General features: G+C 71.3%; 11 protein-coding genes. All 11 read left to right on the top strand.

Translation table 11 applies throughout. The features are described from left to right. The first annotated feature begins 173 nt into the window (after positions 1 to 173). The 11 genes from IF46_RS0104710 to IF46_RS0104660 all read left to right on the top strand — a co-directional run bounded on the left by IF46_RS0104710 (position 174) and on the right by IF46_RS0104660 (position 18,051). A complete protein-coding gene (locus tag IF46_RS0104710) occupies positions 174 to 1,436 on the top strand; it encodes an amidohydrolase (RefSeq protein ID WP_084597754.1) in 1,263 nt (420 codons plus the stop codon). Positions 1,437 to 1,754: 318 nt separating this feature from the next. Next, on the top strand, positions 1,755 to 3,506 hold the full coding sequence (locus IF46_RS0104705; RefSeq protein WP_030487026.1) for an AfsR/SARP family transcriptional regulator: 1,752 nt from the start codon (positions 1,755 to 1,757) through the stop codon (positions 3,504 to 3,506). Positions 3,507 to 3,570: 64 nt separating this feature from the next. Further along, positions 3,571 to 5,751, top strand: coding sequence for a TOMM precursor leader peptide-binding protein (locus IF46_RS0104700; RefSeq protein WP_030487025.1), 2,181 nt, complete (start codon positions 3,571 to 3,573; stop codon positions 5,749 to 5,751). Beyond that, on the top strand, positions 5,741 to 7,657 hold the full coding sequence (locus IF46_RS0104695) for a TOMM precursor leader peptide-binding protein (protein ID WP_084597753.1): 1,917 nt from the start codon (positions 5,741 to 5,743) through the stop codon (positions 7,655 to 7,657). Before IF46_RS0104700 ends, IF46_RS0104695 begins: the two co-directional genes overlap by 11 nt. A 36-nt stretch (positions 7,658 to 7,693) precedes the next feature. Beyond that, complete coding sequence (locus IF46_RS0104690) at positions 7,694 to 9,274, top strand: SagB family peptide dehydrogenase (RefSeq protein ID WP_030487023.1); 1,581 nt, start codon at positions 7,694 to 7,696, stop codon at positions 9,272 to 9,274. A gap of 25 nt (positions 9,275 to 9,299) precedes the next feature. Beyond that, on the top strand, positions 9,300 to 12,080 hold the full coding sequence (locus tag IF46_RS0104685) for a lantibiotic dehydratase (RefSeq protein ID WP_030487022.1): 2,781 nt from the start codon (positions 9,300 to 9,302) through the stop codon (positions 12,078 to 12,080). Next, a complete protein-coding gene (locus IF46_RS0104680; protein ID WP_030487021.1) occupies positions 12,077 to 13,135 on the top strand; it encodes a lantibiotic dehydratase C-terminal domain-containing protein in 1,059 nt (352 codons plus the stop codon). Before IF46_RS0104685 ends, IF46_RS0104680 begins: the two co-directional genes overlap by 4 nt. Beyond that, entirely contained in the window at positions 13,132 to 14,364 is a 1,233-nt protein-coding gene (locus tag IF46_RS0104675; protein ID WP_051723641.1) for a hypothetical protein, read from the top strand. Before IF46_RS0104680 ends, IF46_RS0104675 begins: the two co-directional genes overlap by 4 nt. Continuing rightward, positions 14,361 to 15,329 carry an ABC transporter ATP-binding protein gene (locus tag IF46_RS0104670; RefSeq protein ID WP_030487019.1) on the top strand — a complete coding sequence of 323 codons (969 nt, stop codon included), beginning with the start codon at positions 14,361 to 14,363 and terminating at the stop codon, positions 15,327 to 15,329. Before IF46_RS0104675 ends, IF46_RS0104670 begins: the two co-directional genes overlap by 4 nt. After that, entirely contained in the window at positions 15,326 to 16,081 is a 756-nt protein-coding gene (locus IF46_RS0104665) for an ABC transporter permease (protein ID WP_030487018.1), read from the top strand. Before IF46_RS0104670 ends, IF46_RS0104665 begins: the two co-directional genes overlap by 4 nt. Further along, positions 16,078 to 18,051 carry a TOMM precursor leader peptide-binding protein gene (locus IF46_RS0104660; protein WP_030487017.1) on the top strand — a complete coding sequence of 658 codons (1,974 nt, stop codon included), beginning with the start codon at positions 16,078 to 16,080 and terminating at the stop codon, positions 18,049 to 18,051. The genes IF46_RS0104665 and IF46_RS0104660 overlap by 4 nt, the downstream gene beginning before the upstream one ends. Positions 18,052 to 18,189: the final 138 nt, after the last annotated feature.

The following is an 18,189-nucleotide window of genomic DNA, read 5'->3' as shown; positions in this document are numbered from 1 at the left end:
CCCGCAAGTTATCAGCCGCCGTGCGGGGGTGCAAGATCCGTTCGACCACTGCAATTCCGCTCATCCGCCGATGGCGCGACTCGTTTGGGGAAATTCCTTCCGTACGGGACAGGAATCGGTCACCTTCTTTCGGCGGCCTTCCCGAAAATCGCCGGTACTAAAAGGACTTCTGGATGAAATCAGCCACTGAGCCCATGTCTGGCCGGAGCGCGTCCCTGCGCGAGGCCGCCGCCTTCTACATCGACCTGCATGCCCACCCCGAGCTGTCTGGCGCGGAAGCACGGACGGCGGGCACGTTCGCCGAGCGGCTAGGCCGAGCCGGCTATCGAGTGTCCACCGAGGTCGGTGGCCACGGTGTGGTGGGCGTCCTGCGCAACGGCGTCGGCCCGACCGTCCTGCTCCGCGCCGAACTCGACGCGCTGCCGGTCAAGGAGGAGACCGGTCTGCCGTACGCCAGCGGTGAGGTGGCCGCCGGGCCCCAGGGCCGGGAGGTGCCGGTGATGCATGCCTGTGGGCATGACCTGCACCTCGCCTGTCTGGCCGGGGCCGCCACCGTGCTGGCCGCCGACCGCGAGCAATGGAGTGGGACGCTCGCCATCGTCGGGCAACCCGCTGAGGAGACCCTGGAGGGGGCCCGCGCCATGCTGGCGGCGGGCCTGTACGACCTGACCGGTCGACCCGACGTCGTCCTCGCCCAGCACAGCGCACCCTTTCCAGCGGGGATGCTGGCGTTCGGCGCCGGCCCGGTGATGGCCGGCAGCGTCTCCCTGGAGATCACGATCCTCGGTCGGGGCGGTCACGCGGCGACGCCGCACCTCACCATCGACCCCGTGGTCATCGCCGCGGCCATCGTGCTCCGACTGCAGACGGTCGTGTCCCGGGAGGTGGACCCGGCTGAGCAGGTCGTGCTCACCGTCGGCTCGCTGCGAGCCGGCGAGACGGGCAACGTCATCCCCGCCGAGGCCGTCATCGGGTTGACGATCCGCGCGTTCGCCACCGCCACCCTGGACCGGGTGGTCGCGGCGGTCACCCGGATTGTCAGGGCCGAGTGCGCGGCCTCCGGAGCGGACTCCGATCCCGAGATCCGTACGGTCTCCTCCTCGCCGGTGAACCTGCCGGATGCCACGGCGACCGCCGTGGTCCGTGCGGCGCACGAGGCTGCCTTCGGCGCCGCGCGGATCGCGTCCTGGCCACGAGCGATGGCGACCGAGGATTTCCCGCTCTTCGGCGACGAGGGCAGCGATGTGCACGGGCATTCGGGCATACCGACGGTCTACTGGCTGCTGGGCGTCACCAGCCCTCGACAATGGTCGACGGCCGCGACGGTCCCGGTGCCCGCCAACCACTCTCCCGCGTTCGCCCCGCATGTGGCGCTGGCCCTGCCGACCGGCATCTCGGCGATGACGCTCGCCGCGCTCGCCCACCTGCGGCGGTGACCGTGGATGGCGGCTCGGCCACCCGCCCGCTACCAGCGGCGATGCTGCGACGAGGCGGCCCTGCCATTCGTGGGAAAGCTGCCATGCAGCTTCTTACCGCCGGTCGTTCCTTGACCCTCCTATTGCCAACTCAACAAACTTGTTACAGCACCGCAGAGCGAAAGCGCTAATCCCCCAAGAGGGGAGCGCGGTCGAAATCATCCCGCAATGGTCATCGGTGTCGAGTGGGGGGAGAAACGGTGTGTATCTGTTGAGCAGGACGACGCAATGACGAGTCTCGCGAATATTGAAACTGTGGGCGTAGCCCAATTCCGGCGCATGAGTTTTCAAATCCTAGGCACACTGAACCTGACCAACGGGCGTGACGTCGCCGTGCTCCCGCCATCCAAGCCGACCACTCTGCTGGCTGCCCTGCTACTCCGCCCCAACGCGGTGGTGTCGATCAACTCGTTGCTCGGCGCGATCTGGGGCGAGCAGCAGCCGGCCTCGGCCAAGGCCGCGCTCCAGACCTGCGTCCTTCGCCTGCGGCGACTCTTCGCCAAGCACGGCATCGCCGGCAACGTGATCGAGTCCGTTCCGGGCGGCTACCGCATCGTCGCGGACGCCGAGACGCTCGACCTGCTGCGGTTTCGCCAACTGGTGGGTCGGGCCGAGAACGAGACGGATCCCGAGTCCGAGCTGCACAGCCTGACGGAGGGCCTGCGGCTGTGGCGCGGCGCGCTGCTGGCCAACGTGCCGTCCGACGCGCTGTGCCGGGACGAGGCGCCGCGGCTGACCGAGGAGTGGCTGCGGGCCGCCGAACGGGTGCACGACCTCAAGTTGATGCTCGGCCGCTGCCGGGAGGTGCTGCCCGACCTGTGGCGAGCGGCCCGCTCGCACCCGGGGCACGAGCGCTTCGCGGAGCAGCTCATCGAGGCGCTGTACCGCACCGGCCGGCAGACCGAGGCGCTTGTCGAGTACCGCAACGTCAAGCGGTACCTCCTCGACGAGTTGGGCCTGGACCCAGGCCCGTCGCTGCAACGTCTGGAGGCCGCGATTCTGCGCGGTGACGAGCTGACGCCCGTCGGCGCGGCCAACGATGCCCCGATCACCACCGGCGGCGCGGCGAGGACGGAGGAGTCCCCTCCGCCGATGGCGACCAGCGACTTCACCGGGCGGGCGGCGGATGTCGCGCTGCTGACCGGGTGGCTCGGCGACGATCGGCCGGGCCCGCGTACGGTCGTGCTGACCGGCGCACCGGGCATCGGCAAGACCGCGCTGGCGCTACACGTCGCGGACCAACTGCGGGCCAGGTCCGTGGCAGGCCACGCCACGCTCCGAATGCGTCGGCCCGACGGTACGGCCCGAACGCCCGTGGAGCTGACCGCCGAGCTGGTGCGGCTCCAGGTTGCCGGGGCGGCGGACCCGGCCCTGCTCATCCTGGACGACGTGCTCGACGCCGAGCAGATCCGCGGGGTCCTGTCGCTCGACGGCGGACACTCGGTGCTCATCACCAGCCGGATGAGCCTCACCGGGCTGGTGGCGACGCACGGCGGCCGCGTGCACCGGCTCGACCCCTTCACCGACGACGAGGCTTTCGAACTCCTCTCGGCCCTACTCGGACCGGACCGGACCGCAGCCGAACCCGGCGCGGTGCACCAGTTGGCGGCGCTCTGCGGGAACTTCCCGCTGGCCCTGCGGATCATGGCGGCTCGATTGCAGGTCCGCCCGCGAACCCGGATCGCCGACTGTGTCACGTGGTTGCGCGGCGACCGCTTCGCCCGGATGTCCCTGATCGACGACCCCCGGATGTCGATCACCGGGACCTTCGGGGCCTGGCTCGACGAACTCGATCCCCGGCTCAGCGACGCGCTCGTGCGGATCGCCCGATGTGCGTACCCGGAATCCATGACCCTCGCCGACCTTGCCGGCGTCCTCGACCGGCCCGTTACCGCCACCGGTCAGATCCTCGACCTGCTGGCGGACGCCGGCGCCCTTGAGGGCGGCTCCGGCACCTACACGATGCACGAACTGGTCCGGGCCTTCGCCGTCGATGGCTACGGCGAACGGAGCACCGCTCTCGCGGCGTGATCGCCGGTCCACCCCGTCCAGGCGGCGTCTGCCGTCATCCACAAGAAAATGAGGTGCTTCCGCTATGGCCGCAGCGACCTTCGACGACATCGCCCAGACCCGGCCGCGCATCCGCCGGGACGTTCTCTACACCCAGACGCCGGACGGCGTCCTGTTCCACAACTCCCTCGGCGGCTTCCAGTTGAGCGGCCGTAGCGCGTACCGGCTGGCCACTCTGATCGTTCCCTACCTCACCGGCGACCACCAGGTCGCGGACCTCGGCGCGGCACTCGGCGCGGAGCAACGCGCCATGGTCGCCAACCTGGTGGGGACGCTGTACGAGCGGGGCTTCGCCCGCGACGTGCCGCTGGCAACCCGGGCCACCGGCGAGGGGCAGGCGGCGGTCACCGAGCGGTTCGCGCCGCAGATCGCGTACGTGGATCACTACGCCGACGGCGCGGACGGCCGGTTCACGACGTTCCGCGACGCCCGGGTGGCTGTCTTGGGCGACGACCTGGTGGCCCGCTGGTGCGTTCTGAGTTTGGTGCGCAACGGGTCGTCGACCATCGGCATCATGCCGAGCCTGGACCACCCCGACAACAGGTTCGCCGAGGTGCGGGCCGAGGCGCGGGCGCTCACCGACGAGGGCTGCCCGGTCGACATCGCGGTCGTCCCCGCCGCCGGCACCCGCTACACCTGGGACGAACTCGCGGCGTACGACGTCGTCGTCGTGACCGGTGGGTCCGCCGGCGCCCGACAGACGCTGGACCTGCTGAGCGAGCGGGTGCCGGCCGGGCGTCACCTGCTCACCGCGTGGACGTTCGGCCGGCGCGCGGTGATCGGCCCGCACATGACAGCTGGCAGCACCGGCTGTTGGCTCTGCGCCGCGCTGCGCCTCGCCGCCAACGGCGACCCGGCGGCCGCCGCCGACCTGTGGCAGGGCGTCTCCCTCGCCACGGCCCGCCGGGACGCCGCGGTGGGCCGGCCGCTCGCCGCGATGATCGGAAACCTCCTCGGGTACGAGGTGTTCCGGACCCTGACCGGCGCCCTACCGGCGGAGACGGCCGGCAGCGTCATCATCCAGGACCTCGAGTCGCTCGACGTGGTCACCGAGCCGCTGCTGCCGCACCCGGCCTGCGGGTTCTGTTCCGGCGACGCGGTGCTCGACGAGCCGGTCACGACGGATCTCGCCATCGGGCAGACCCGGATCGTCGAGGCGCAGGTCGAGGCGTCGGAGCTGCTGGCCGAGTTGACCAACCGCGAGGTTCTGATCCACCCCCACGTCGGCGTCTTCGCCGAGTTCAGCGACGAGCAGTGGACTCAGACCCCGCTGAAGGTGAGCACCCTGCGGTTCTCGCCCGGTCCGGGGCGCACCCGCGAGGTGGCGACGTTCGACCTGCACACCCTGGCCGGCGCCCGGCTCGCGGCCCTACGCACGGCCGCGGTCAGCTACGTGGACCACGGTGTCCCCCTGCCCGCCGAACAGGCCGCGCCGGAGCGGACGGTGCCGGTCGCCGAGATCGTCACGTGCAGCGGCACCGCCCCCGCGACCGGCCCGGTCGTGACGGCGACGTCGCTGCTCACCAAGGAGGAGATCGGAGTGCCGGCCGCCGCTGTCCGGCCGTTCGGCGAGCACAACGCCCACCGCCCGGTCATCGCCACCTCGGCGGGTGCCGGGGCGGGGACATCCCCTGCCGAGGCCGCCGCGCGGGGCCTGCTGTCGGCCGTCGCGTACACCCGGATCATCGACGCGCTCCGTGGCCGCGCCGAGGTGGCTCCCGCGCGGCTCTCCGACATCGACAACCCGGAGATCGTCTTCCTGCGCCGGTCCGCGGCGAACGCCGGGGTGGATGTCACGGTGCTGAATTTGCGCGGCGGACGGTTCGGCACCTCGCCGGTGGCGATCGCCCACGCCACCGACCCCCGCACCGGGGACGTCCTCTGGGCAGCCGGGAGTGAGCTGACCTGGAACGCCGCCGTGATGACCGCCGTGCGAGACCTGCTCGGGCGGGTGCAGCTTGGCCGGGAACGCGACGCCGACGTCGACCCGGGCGACGACCTGGTCGCCGACTTCGACCCGGCCGTGCTCGCGGTGACCGGCGTCCCGGCCGACGTAGCGGACGTGACCTGGGACGACCTGCTCGACGGGGTCCGCAACGCGGGCGGTGACGTGCTGCTGATCCGCACCACCCCGCCGGACCTGCTCGCCGGCGGCCTCCACACGGCTCGGATCGTGTTGACGGGCGGTTCGGTCCATGCGGCCTGACCTCGTCGGCTCCCCGGAGCACTGGGCGCTCGACTGCGCCGAGCTCGAGAAGTGGCTGCGCAGGCGACTCGGCGGGGACCTGACGGTCTCGGTCGCGCCGCTCGGCGTACGCGATGAACTGGCCGTGTCGGACGGCCCGCAAGCGGCGTCGGTGACCGTGCACCTGTACGGCCAGTACGCCCTCGTCGGGCCGTTCCCGGGCAACGCCGCCCACCCGGCGTGCCCGCGGTGCCTGGCCCGGCGGTGGCAGGCGGTTCGGCAGCGCTCCCTGCGGGACGCCCTGGAGTTGGGCGGCCCGACCCGGCAGGCCGGGCCGTCACCATTCCGGTTGGCCTTCAGCGGCGAGGCCATCGCGGCGCTCGTCGACGCGCATCTCGATCGCGCGGACGGCCCGACGACGGCCCGGGACGCGTACGCCTCGGTGTACGTGGTCGACCTCACCGTGCTGGCGGTGCGCCGCTACCCGGTGGTGCCGGACGCCGAGTGCCCGTCCTGCGGCCGCAGCCTGCCGGACACCCCGGAGGCTGCGCGCCCGAGGATCGGGAGCACCCGTAAGTCAGCGCCCGAATCGTTTCGGCTGCGGTCGGTCGACGACTACCCGTTCACGGTGGAGGCGTTCGCGAACCCGCTGTGTGGGCCGGTCGGTCCCATGGTCGCCTACGACCCGGTGTCGCCCTCCACGTCGGCGGTCAGCGGTGGATTCCTGCTGCGTTCGGGCAGCTACCTGCGGGAGACCTACTGGGGTGGGCACGCCGACAGCTACGCCCGCAGCGCCCGGATCGGCGTCCTGGAAGGGCTCGAACGGATCGCCGGCATGCGCGCCAAGGCCAAACGGACCGTGGTGTCGGCGTCGTACGACGAACTCGGCGACGCGGCGGTCGACCCGCGGGTCTGCGGGCTCTACTCGGACGCGTTCTACGCGGCGAACCCACGGGTGACACCGTTCGCGCCGGATCGGCCGATCCCGTGGGTCTGGGGTCACTCGCTGCGCGACGACCGGCCGGTGCTGGTGCCGGAGATCCTGGCCTACTACCACGCGCCGGGGCTGGAGAACCGGTTCGTGCAGGAGAGTTCCAACGGCTGCGCGTCGGGCGGCAGCGCCGCGGAGGCGATCTACCACGGCCTGATGGAGGTCGTCGAGCGCGACGCGTTCCTGCTCTCCTGGTACGGCCGGGTCACCCTGCCGGAGATCGACCCGCGCACGAGTGCCCGCACCGAGACCCGGTGGATGGTCGACCGACTGGAGATGTGCGGATACCGGGCCCGGTTCTTCGACGCCCGGATCACCTTCGGCATCCCGGTCGTCGTCGGGGTGGCGACCCGCATCGGCGGTGGCCTGGGCGCCATCTGCTTCGGGGCCGGCGCGAGCCTCGACCCGGAGACGGCGATGGCGGCGGCCCTCTGCGAGATCGCCACCGATTCGGTCAACCTGCGCAGCCGCACCGAGCGGGAGGAGGCGCGCTACCGGACGATGGTCGCCGACTTCGCCAACGTCCAGGCGCTGCACGACCACCCGCTCGTGTACGGCCTACCCGAGATGGCCGAGCACGCGGCGTTCTTCGTGGCCCCTCGGGAGTCCCGGGCCATGACCGAGGTCTACCCGGCCGCCGACCGTGCCGAGTTGCTCTCCGACGACCTCGCCGTGGACCTGCGGCGCTGCGTGGCCGACGTCGCCGCGCATGGTTTCGACGTGGTGGTGGTCGACCAGACGCTGCCCGAGCAGCGGGACCTGGGCCTGCACACGGTGAGCGTCCTGGCGCCGGGGCTGCTGCCGATCGACTTCGGCTGGGACCGGCAGCGGGCGCCGCACCTGCCGCGTATGCGCGCCGCACTGGCCGCCGCCGGCCTGCGGGATCACGACCTTGAGGTCGCGGACCTGCACCTCGTCCCGCATCCGTTCCCGTGAGTGCGCGAACCACCACGCGAGGAGACAAGGACCGACATGGGTTACGCATATGAATACGCGACCGCCATCATGCACCGCGGTCGTGTCCTGATGGAGCCGAAGGATTTCGTGCCGAACTGGCCCGACCAGCCGCGCAAGGGGAAGTATTTCCCCGGCGTCGAGACCTTCCCCCTGCACGACGGGAGCCCACCCGGGGACGCCACCGTCCAGGACGGGCTCGACGGCGCGCAGCGGGACACCGCACGCCCCTTCGACCTGCCGTTGCTCGGCGCGATGCTGCAGGATTCGTACGGGTTGGTCGGCCGTCGCCTCGGCGTCCAGGCCAACACCGACCTGCGTGCGCTGCCGACGTACACCACGGCGAACTGGAACCGTGGCACCGCGTCGGGCGGTGGCCTCTACCCGGTGAGCGTCTACTGGGTCTGCGGGCCGAGCGGCCCGATGCCGCCGGGCGTCTACCACTATTCGACGAAGCACCACGCGATGCAGCGCCTGCTCACCGGAGACGTGACACCTGTCGTCCGGGAGGCGCTCGGTGCCCGCGCGGGCCAGGGCGACGACCAGTTCCTCCTGCTCAGCGTCAAGTACTGGCAGAACGCCTTCAAGTACAACAGCTTCTCGTTCCACGCGGTCACCATGGACGTCGGCACGATCGTGCAGACCTGGCGGCTGTGGGCCGGTGCCCGGGGTCGTGTGGTGGAGCCGGAGCTGTGGTTCGACGAGCCGCGGATCGCCGAGCTGCTGGGCGTGGCGAACGAGGAGGAGGGCATCTTCGCCGTCGTACCGCTGGCCTGGGACTCGGCGCGCCGGCCCGGCAGCGCGCCGGCGCGGGTGTCGGTGCGCCACCGCGACCAGGAGCGGTCCCGGACCGTCCTGACCTTCGACACGATGACCAAGATTCACGCCGGGACGGTGCAGGGTGCGACCGAGTCGCCCGCACCCGGGCAACTGGTGGCCGCGGCGGCCCATCCGCCGCAGCCGGGCCGCGCGCGCGTCGAGCTGCCACCCCCACTCGCGCTCGATGTTCCGGTACGCACCGCGCTGCGCCGTCGGCGCAGCAGCTTCGGCCGCTTCGACGCGAAGGTGCCACTGACCGCCGCGCAGCTCGGCACCGGGCTGGCCGCGAGCGCTCGCACGCCGTTCACCGACGCGGCGAGTGGCGCCGGAGCAGCCCGACTGGCGAAGCTCTACGCCTTCGTCAACCACGTCGACGGCGTGCCACCGGGGGCGTACGAGTACGACCCGGACGGACACGCCCTGTACCTGGTCAAGGCGGGCCGGCCCGGGCCGTTCCTGCAGCGCAACTACTTCCTGTCCAACTACAACCTGGAGCAGGCCGGCGTGGTGATCGTGCCGACCGTGCGTACGACAGCGGTGCTCGACGCCGTCGGGGATCGCGGCTACCGCCTGGTCAACGCCACGATCGGCGCCGTCGCACAAAACTTCTACACCGCCGCGTCGGCGCTGGACGTCGGCGGCGGTGTGGCCCTCGGCTTCGACAACATCTCCTTCATCGAGGAGCTCGACCTCGAAGCCATCGGCGAGGCGCCCCTGCTGATCATGCTGCTCGGCCACGAACGGGCCCGTCCCGCGGACTTTCGCTATGACATCGCCTGATCAATCGAGTCGAACGGAGTCCGTGATGACCCTGACCACCGAACCCGACCTGCAACCGGCACTTGTCGCCGGCAGACCGGCGCAGACCCGCTGGAGCCTGCAAAACCGCCTGATGGCCCGGGTCGCGGGCCTGCCCCTGGCCACCGTCGGGGCGCTTCGCTGCCCGGACAGTTGCCGCTGGGCCGAGGAGATGTTGCAGGAGGAGGAGTCGCTGGCCGAGTCGGCGAGCCACCTCAGCGACCTGCTCCACGGCATGGTCAACGACAACGATGACGACCTGGTCCGCCGGCAACTGCTGCGGCTGCGCCGCGAGGTGTTCAACAACCGGCTGCCCCAGGACGTGGCTGCCGCCGTCAGCCTGCTGGCAGGGCGCAACGCCCCTGCCGCCGAGCAGCTCACCAGCTGGTTGACGGCCCGGCGCAGGCTCGACGACCTGCGCGCCGAAGGCGGACGGGTCGTCGGCACGGAGGTGACCGACACGACAGCACGGCTGCGCCAGCTGGCCGCCGAGGACCGGCTGCGCCGAGGTGTGCTGCTCGCCTCGCCGTCGCTGGATTCGCAGCTCGACGCGTTCATCGATGGCCGCGCCGACCGACCCGGCAAGAAGGAGCGGCGGATCACCCGTTCGGTGCTGTCCTACCTGTACCGGACCGCGTGCAAGCCGAGCCCGTTCAGCACGCTCACCGCGGTCGGGGTGGGTCAGCTCGCCGAGGCCGCCGACGCCGGGCACCGGGTGGCCGTGGCCGACGACTGGTCCAGCCATCCCCGGCTGAACGTGGTCGTGCTCGGTCGGCTCGCCGAACTCGTCCTGGCCGACCCACAGCGTCGCGCCGACCTGCCGGTCCAGGCGGCCACCGGATGGCGCAACGACGAAGACCGGGTCCGGTTCGTCCGCCGCTGGGTCACCACGGGCGACGACAACGCCGCGGTGACCTTCGACGCGGCCTCCGACCGGCTCTACTTCCTGCAGCGTACGGGCGTTCTCGAACGCATGCTGCGGATGATGGAGAGCACCCCGGGCGTCCGGTTCGGGCAGCTCGCCGAGTGGCTCGGGGCCACCGAGCGGGCGAGCGCCGACGAGTGCGACAGGTACCTCGCCGCGCTCCTGCACCTCGGCATGATCCAGTTCCCGGTGCTGCTGACCGACGTGCACAGCCGCGACCCGCTGCGCGCCTTCCAGGAGGCCCTGCGGGCGATCGAGCGCCCCTGGGCGGACGAGCTGGCCGACGGGCTGACCGAGCCCATCTCGTGCGTCGACAGGTACGCGCTGGCGGGTCACACCGAACGCCGGGAGCTGCTCGGGCGGCTGCGCGCCAGTCTGCACGAGGTGCAGATCAGCCTCGGTGACGAGGCCGCGACGCTGCCGCGGACCCTGCTCTACGAGGACGTCCGAGCCGGTGCCGAGGCCCTCGTGCTCGACCGGCAGGCGTGGTCCGGGCTGCTCGCGGACTCGCTGCGGTCGGTGGAGCGGATCCTGCCGGCCTTCGACGTGACCCTGCCCCAGCGCATCACGTTCAACGGGTACTTCCTGGCCCGGTACGGCCGCGGCGGGCGCTGCGATGACCTGTTGAAGTTGGTGCACGACTTCCACGAGGACTTCTTCGACCAGTACCTGTCGTTCAACGGGCGTCCGAAGTCGTTCGTGGACGGCGAGTACGTCCCGGAGGTGAACTGGCTGCGGTTGCCCAGCATCACTGCCCTCGACGATGCCCGCCGCGAGCTGGTCGTCCGGATGCGCGAGGTCTGGGCCGGGGCCGCGGACGCGGGGGAGGTGTGGCTCGACGAGGAGACGGTCGACGCCGTCGCCGCGCACCTGACCCCGGTGACCACCCGGTTCGCCCCGCAGAGCCACTTCGTCCAGCTCGCGGACCGTCCCGGTGACCCGGTCGCGGTCCTGAACCAGTCCTACGGTGGGTTGTCCTTCCCGTTCAGCCGCTTCACGCACTGCTTCGACGCGCCGGCGGACGAACTGGAGCCGGACGGGCTGGCGCAACAGCTACTGCGCCAGACGGGGGAGATCGAACCGGACGGGGCCGTCCTCGCGGAGATCACCGGCGGCGCGGTGGTCACCAACCTCAACCTGCACGGGCGGCTGACCCGCTACCAGATCGTCTGCCCGGGCGAGACCAGCTCCGTGCCGGCCGAGAACCAACTCCACCTCGACGATCTCTACCTGGAGCACGACGTGGCCGAGGAGCGCCTGGTGCTGCGGTCACACCGGCTGGGCCGTGAGGTCATCCCGGTCTACCTCGGCTACCTGGTGCCGCTGGCACTTCCGGAGATCCCCCGGACCCTGCTGCTGCTGTCGCCGACGGCGCTGGCCCCGGTGAACCTGTGGGGCGGGGTGCCCGAAGCGGAGCCGCGCGACGGGGTGCGGTGCCGGCCCCGGGTGCGCCATCGCAACCTGGTGTTGAGCCGCCGGGCCTGGACCGTCGCCGGTGCGGACCTGCCTCGGCTGTCGCCGCAGGTCGCCGACGAGGACTGGTTCCTGGCCTGGCAGCGCTGGCGGCGGACGCACGGCCTGCCGGACCGCACGTTCGCCACCGTCACCGAGACCGCCGGGGACGGCCGATCGCGCAGCGGCAAGCCGCAGTACGTGGACTTCGCCAGTTACCTCTCCCTGTACGCCCTCGACGGACTGCTGCAGAGCCCCGGAGCGCGGGTGGTGTTCCGGGAGATGCTCCCCGACGAGGACGCGCTGCACGTGCGGTCCAGCCGCGGCGAACACGTCGCCGAGTTGGCCGTCGAGACCCTCCGTTCCCCTTCGATCCTTCCCCCCGCGACGCGACAGGACGGGCAGCCATGACGCAGACCCTCATCGACCCCGTGACGGACGTGGCAGCCGGCGAGTGGCAGGCCATCCACATCTTCTACGCGGCCAACCCGCAGCCGCTGCTCGTGCAGTGCGTGCGTCCGCTGATCGGCGGGCTCCAGGCCGATGGGTTGATCGCGGGCCACTTCTTCATCAACTACTGGCTCGAGGGGCCGCACGTCCGGCTGCGGCTCAAGCCAGTGACCGTGGCGGCGACCGCCGAGGTGAAGCGGCGCGCGGAGGCGGCCATCACCGAGTACCTGCGGGTCCGGCCAGCGCTGTACCAGGTCGACGCCGGGTTCCTGGAGGACTTCTACAACTCCCTGTTCGACATGGAGTTCTCCGCCGACCAGAAGTCCAGCTACCTGCGTGGCGACGGCCGGATGAACCTGCGCGAGAACAACACCTACAGCTACGAGCCGTACGAGCCGGAGTACGGCAAGTACGGCGGCGCGGCCGGGATCGAGCTCGCCGAGTGGCACTTCGCGCACTCCAGCGAGATGGTCGTCGACGCCATCCGCACGAAGAACCTGCACCTGCGCACCGTGCTGCTCGGCACGTCGGCGCAGCTGATGATGGTGATGTCGGCGTGCTTCCTGCCAGAGACCGACGACCTGGTCGACTATCTGGACCGGTACCACAAGTTCTGGCGCAGCGCGTTCCCAGACACCAACTACGCGGGCGACGACGAATACCAGCAGCAGTACGCCGCGACGGGTGCCGAGATCGGCCGACGTTTCGCCGAGATCCGGCATTCGCTGCGGACCACCGGGGGTCAGGACCTGCCCGGGCTGCTGCGCGGCTGGGCCGAACACTGCCTTGAGTTGCGCCGCCGGGCCGCCGAGCTGACCGAGCGCGGGCAGCTCGTGTTCCGCTCCTGGGACGACACCCGCGACGAGATCCCCACCGATCCGCAGACCTCGCTGCCGTTGCTGCTGTCGCCGTACATGCACATGACCAACAACCGGCTGCACGTCACGATCACCGATGAGGCGTACCTGTCGTACATGCTGGGCCGGGCGCTGCGCGAGTATGGCGAGGGGGCATGAGCACCGCCGTCGCCGCCGGGCCGGCGGTGCGCGCCGACATCCAGATCAGCGGGCGCTACCTGCGTGACGCCACGTCGGTGTACCTGGTCCGGGATCCCGCTGCGGACAAGACGTTCGAGATCGGGGTGAAGGAGCACTTCGTCCTCGTTCGGCTCGACGGGGTCACGTCGCGCGAGGAGATCGCGCAGGCGTACGGCCGGCAGTTTGGTCGTTCGCTCGGCCCGGCCGCCTGGCAGCAGCTCCTCGGGCTGCTGGCCGCCCGGGGCCTCATCCAGGGGTGCCCGGCGCCGACGGTCGACCCGCTGCCGGCCCGGCGCAAACTCCTCGGCGGCTCGCTGCGGTTGGTCAGTGACGCCACGGCCACCACGGCCAGCCTGCACCGCTTCTTCGGGTTCACCTTCCGGGGCGGATTCCTCGTCCCGGCGTGCGCGGCGATCCTGCTGATGCTGGCCGCTGTGGTGTGGCAGGGGCCGGCCCTGGTCGCCGACACCGCCCGGGTGCTCGACGACCCGTTCGCGCTGATGGCGGTCGCCACCGCGCTGTGGGTCACCATGGGCCTGCACGAGCTGGGGCACGGGGTGGTGGCGCACCACTTCGGCGGCACGGTCGGCGAGATCGGGATCCGCTGGCAGCTGCCCATGGTCGTCATGTACTGCCGAGTCGACGACTACCTGTTCCTGCGAACCCGCCGGCAGCAGGTGACGACCGCGTCGGCCGGCATCCTGGTGAACCTGCTGTTGCTGCTGCCGGTGCTGCCGGCCTGGCTGTTGCTGCCGGCGGGGGAGCCGGCCCGGGCGCTGCTCGGCGCGTTCCTGCTGCTGGGGCTCGCCCAGGCCGCGCTGTTCCTGCTGCCGCTGCCACCGATGGACGGCTACAAGATGCTCGCCCACTCGCTGGGCATGCTGCGCTACGCCAGTGGCAGCCGGCGCTTCGCCGGTCGGGCGCTGGCCGGCCTGGTCGGCCGCGGACCGGGCCTGGCGGGATACCCCCGGGCCGCCCGGATCGCCTATGCCGCGTACGCCCTGGGCGGGGCGGCTCTGGTCGTGAGCATCGTGACGGTCGTCGCGCTGGTCGCGCACCGTGTTGCCACCGCCCACTTCGGGCCGGTCGCCGGGGCCGTCTCGGCCGGGCTGGCCGTACTGATCGGGATGTGTTTCGTGGTGCCCCGCACCTCGTTCACGGGGACCCGCAAGCCGGCCGACGGCCGCAGAGGAGAGGTCCAGAAATGACCACGACGCACGCCATCGAATCGTCGACACCGAGCAGTGAGGAACCCATCGTGGAGGCAGGCACGGAGTCGGCCGTCGTGTTGGACGGCGTCCGGAAGCGCTACGGCGACGTGCAGGCCGTCGACGGCATCTCGCTGACCATCCGACGCGGAGAGTTCTTCGGCATCCTCGGCCCCAACGGCGCCGGCAAGACGACGCTGATCGAGATCATGGAGGGCCTGCGCCAGGCGGACGCCGGCACCATCCAGGTGCTCGGGATGTCGCCCTGGCCTCGCAACGTGGCACTGCTCCCCCGCCTCGGGTTGCAGACCCAGAAGAGCGCGTTCTTCGCCCGGCTGACGGCCCGCGAGCACCTTGCCACGGTGGCCGCCCTGTACGGGCTGCCGGCCACGGCGGCCGGCCCCGCCCTGAAGCTGGTCGGGCTGACCGGGGAGGCGGACAAGCGGGTCGGGGATCTCTCCGGCGGTCAGCGGCAGCGGCTCGCCATCGCCGGCGCCCTCATCCACGAGCCGGAGCTGGTCTTCCTCGACGAGCCCACCGCGGCACTCGACACGCAGGCTCGCCGCGACCTGTGGCAGGTGCTGCGCGAGCTGAAGGCGCAGGGCCGCACGATCGTCTACACCACCCACCACCTCGACGAGGCCGAGGCGCTCTGCGACCGCGTCGCCATCGTCGTCACCGGCGCCGTCATCGCGCTCGACACCCCGCACCGGCTCGTCGGCGCGGCGCACGTACCCACCCGCGTCATGGTGCCGGTCGGTCAGCTCTCCACCGACCAGGCCGGGGCTCTTCCCGGCGTCATCCGGGTCACCGTCGAGGGGGGCTCCGTCGTGCTGGAGACCACCACGGCCGGCGCCACCCTGGCCGCCGTCGGCGACCTCATCGGCCTCGACGAGGTGCAGACCCGCACCGCCACCCTCGAGGACGTCTACCTGGAACTCACTGGATCGGAGACGCGCTCATGACCGCATTCGCCGCGCTGAGCACGGCCAACTACAAGGCATCCGTACGCGACAAGACCACCGTGTTCTTCACCTTCGCCTTCCCGCTGCTCTTCCTGGTGGTCTTCGGCCTGATCTTCGCGGGGCAGGAGGTGGAGGGCTCCGGGCGTAACTACATCGACTACATCGCACCCGGCGTGCTCTCCTGGGGCGTCGGCAACGCCGCCCTCTTCGGCATCGCCTTCACGCTCATGCAGTGGCGCAACGACGACATCCTGCGCCTGATCCGGATGACGCCCACACCGCTGACCACGGTGCTCGCCTCCCGCTACACCGGCGCGCTGGTGATCGGCCTGGTGCAGGCCGTGCTCTTCGTCGGCGTGGCCCTGCTGCCGGCGTTCGGCCTCAGCCTCGCCGGCAGTTGGCCGCTCGCCCTGCCCGTGCTGCTGCTCGGCGTCACCGCGTTCCTGTCCATGGGCGTCGTCGTCGGATCCCGCGCCAACACCCCCGAGGCCGTCGCCGCCATCGCCAACTCGATCATGGTGCCGATGGCGTTCCTGTCCGGCTCGTTCCTGCCGATCGATCTCATGCCCGCCTGGCTGCAGAACATCTCCCGAGCCCTGCCGCTGCGCTACATGAACGACGGCATCTCGACCGCCCTCACCGGCAGCGGCGACCTCGCGACAATCGGCCTGAGCAGCGCGGCCCTGGCCGGGTTCACAGTCGTCTTCGGCGTCCTCGCGGTGCGGACCTTTCGCTGGAGCAACAACTCATGAGCACGACGACGCGAGCCGACACCCGCCCCATCCCGATGGAGCTAGCCCGGCTGACCCTGCAGCAAGCGCTCACCGACCGGTACCGGCGCGACGTCGGGGACGCCTCCTACGGCCCCGGCCCGGCGGTGCAGACCGTCGGCGCGATCGACGTGTTCGGTGCGCCCGCCACCCGCCTCGCACCCGTACGCGGCGTCGCCGACGTGCATCTCAGCGCCCAGGCCGTGCTCATCGGCCCGTGGGGCGGCGTCTCGGACGCCCAGGCCTGCGGCCAGTGCCTCGCGATGCGGTGGCAGCGGTTGCGGACCAGATCGGAGCGGGAGGCCCTCGAACACGGCCGGACCGTGATCCCGGCCGGCACCTGGCCGGTCGTCCCGGACTACGTCGTGGACGCCGTCTGGTCGGTGTACCAGGCGGCCGTCCTCGGCCGGTCCGGGGTCGTCGGCCGGCGGACCGCCGGCGGCTGGCACGCCACCGCCGACCTCAGCCTGCCGCAGGTCACCCGGATCGACCTGGCGACGCTGCACGTACTGACCTTCTCGCTGCTCACCGATCCGCTCTGCCCCAACTGCGCGCCGCTGGAAGAGGCCACCCCGCAACTTGCCACCCTCGACCTGGTCTCCCGCCCCAAGCCAGACCCGGGCAGCTACCGGCTCACCTCGACAACGTCGTACCCGCTGGCCACCGGGGCGATGGCCAACCCGGTCTGCGGCAGCCTGGGCGCCGGCACCTGGCTCGACGTCACCTCGCCCACCACCTCCGCGGTCACCGGCAGCGTCTTCATCCGCGGGTACGCGGGGCTTGTCAACTTCAGCTGGAGCGGGCAGGCCAATTCCTTCCGCACCAGCAAGGACCTCGCGTATCTGGAAGGGCTCGAACGGTACGCCGGCACCCACCAGCGACGCCGGGCCGAGCCGATCGTCGCCGCGTACACCGACCTCGGGGACACCGCGCTCGACCCGCGCAGCTGCGGGGAGTACTCGGCGCAGACGTACCGGACCGACCCGATGGTCGATCCGTTCGCCCCGGACCGACCGATCCCGTGGGTGTGGGGTTACTCCCTTCGCGACGACCGGCCCGTGCTCGTGCCAGCCCGCCTCACGTACTACGCCTCCGGGCAGGCCGACGACAACTTCGTCTACGAGTCCTCCAACGGCTGCGCGATCGGCAGCTGCCTGGAGGAGGCGATCCTCTTCGGTCTGCTCGAACTCATCGAACGCGACGCGTTCCTGCTCGGCTGGTACGGCAACCTGGCGCTCACCGAGATCGACCTCGACTCGTGCCGCAGCCCCGCCATCCGCGCCATGGTGGACCGGGCGGCCTTCCGCGGGTACGACGTACACGCCTTCGACAGCCGCGTCGACCTGGCCGTACCCGTCGTCACCGGCCTCGCGGTCCGCCGCGACGGCGGCGCGGGCGCCCTCTCCTTCGCCGCCGGCGCCAGCCTCAACCCGGAGACGGCCGTCGAGGGTGCGCTGTCGGAGGTGCTCACCTACATTCCCCACCTGTCCCGGCAGGTGAACGAGCGCTGGGACGAACTCGACGCCATGGCGGACGACTACACCCGCTGCGCCAACCTGGGCGACCACCCCCAACTGTTCGGCCTGCCACGGATGACCCAGCACGCCCGCAACTACCTCGAACCGGCCGGCCACTGCGCGATCCAGGACATCCGTCCCCCCGGCGACCCGGACTCCCGAGACCTCCTGCTCGACCTCCGTGCCTGCCAGCGCGAGCTGGAACGGGCCGGCCACGACGTGATCGTGGTCGACCAGACCACCCCGGAACAGCGCCGGATGGGCCTGCACACGGTGTCCACGATCGTCCCCGGCCTGCTGCCGATCGACTTCGGCTGGACCAGGCAACGGGCCCTGCAGATGCCCCGGCTGCGCACCGCGCCTCGGCGGGCCGGCCTTAGCACCAGCGACCTGGCCGATGATGACATTCGGAAAGTCCCGCACCCGTTCCCCTGAGCTGCCGTACGACGCGTGGCGCCCCGCCGGTCACTTTCCGGTGGGGCGCCACGCTGTTCGTGTCGGTCCTGCGGCCGCTGTGCTTGGTGCAGTCGTGCCTGTTGACGCCGCGCTTGCTGCCGTCGTGCCTGTTGCTTC

The organism is Micromonospora chokoriensis (genome assembly GCF_000718555.1).
GTDB lineage: Bacteria > Actinomycetota > Actinomycetes > Mycobacteriales > Micromonosporaceae > Micromonospora > Micromonospora chokoriensis_B.
Note: the sequence above shows the minus strand (reverse complement) of the source record. Positions and strands in the feature narration are given on the sequence as shown.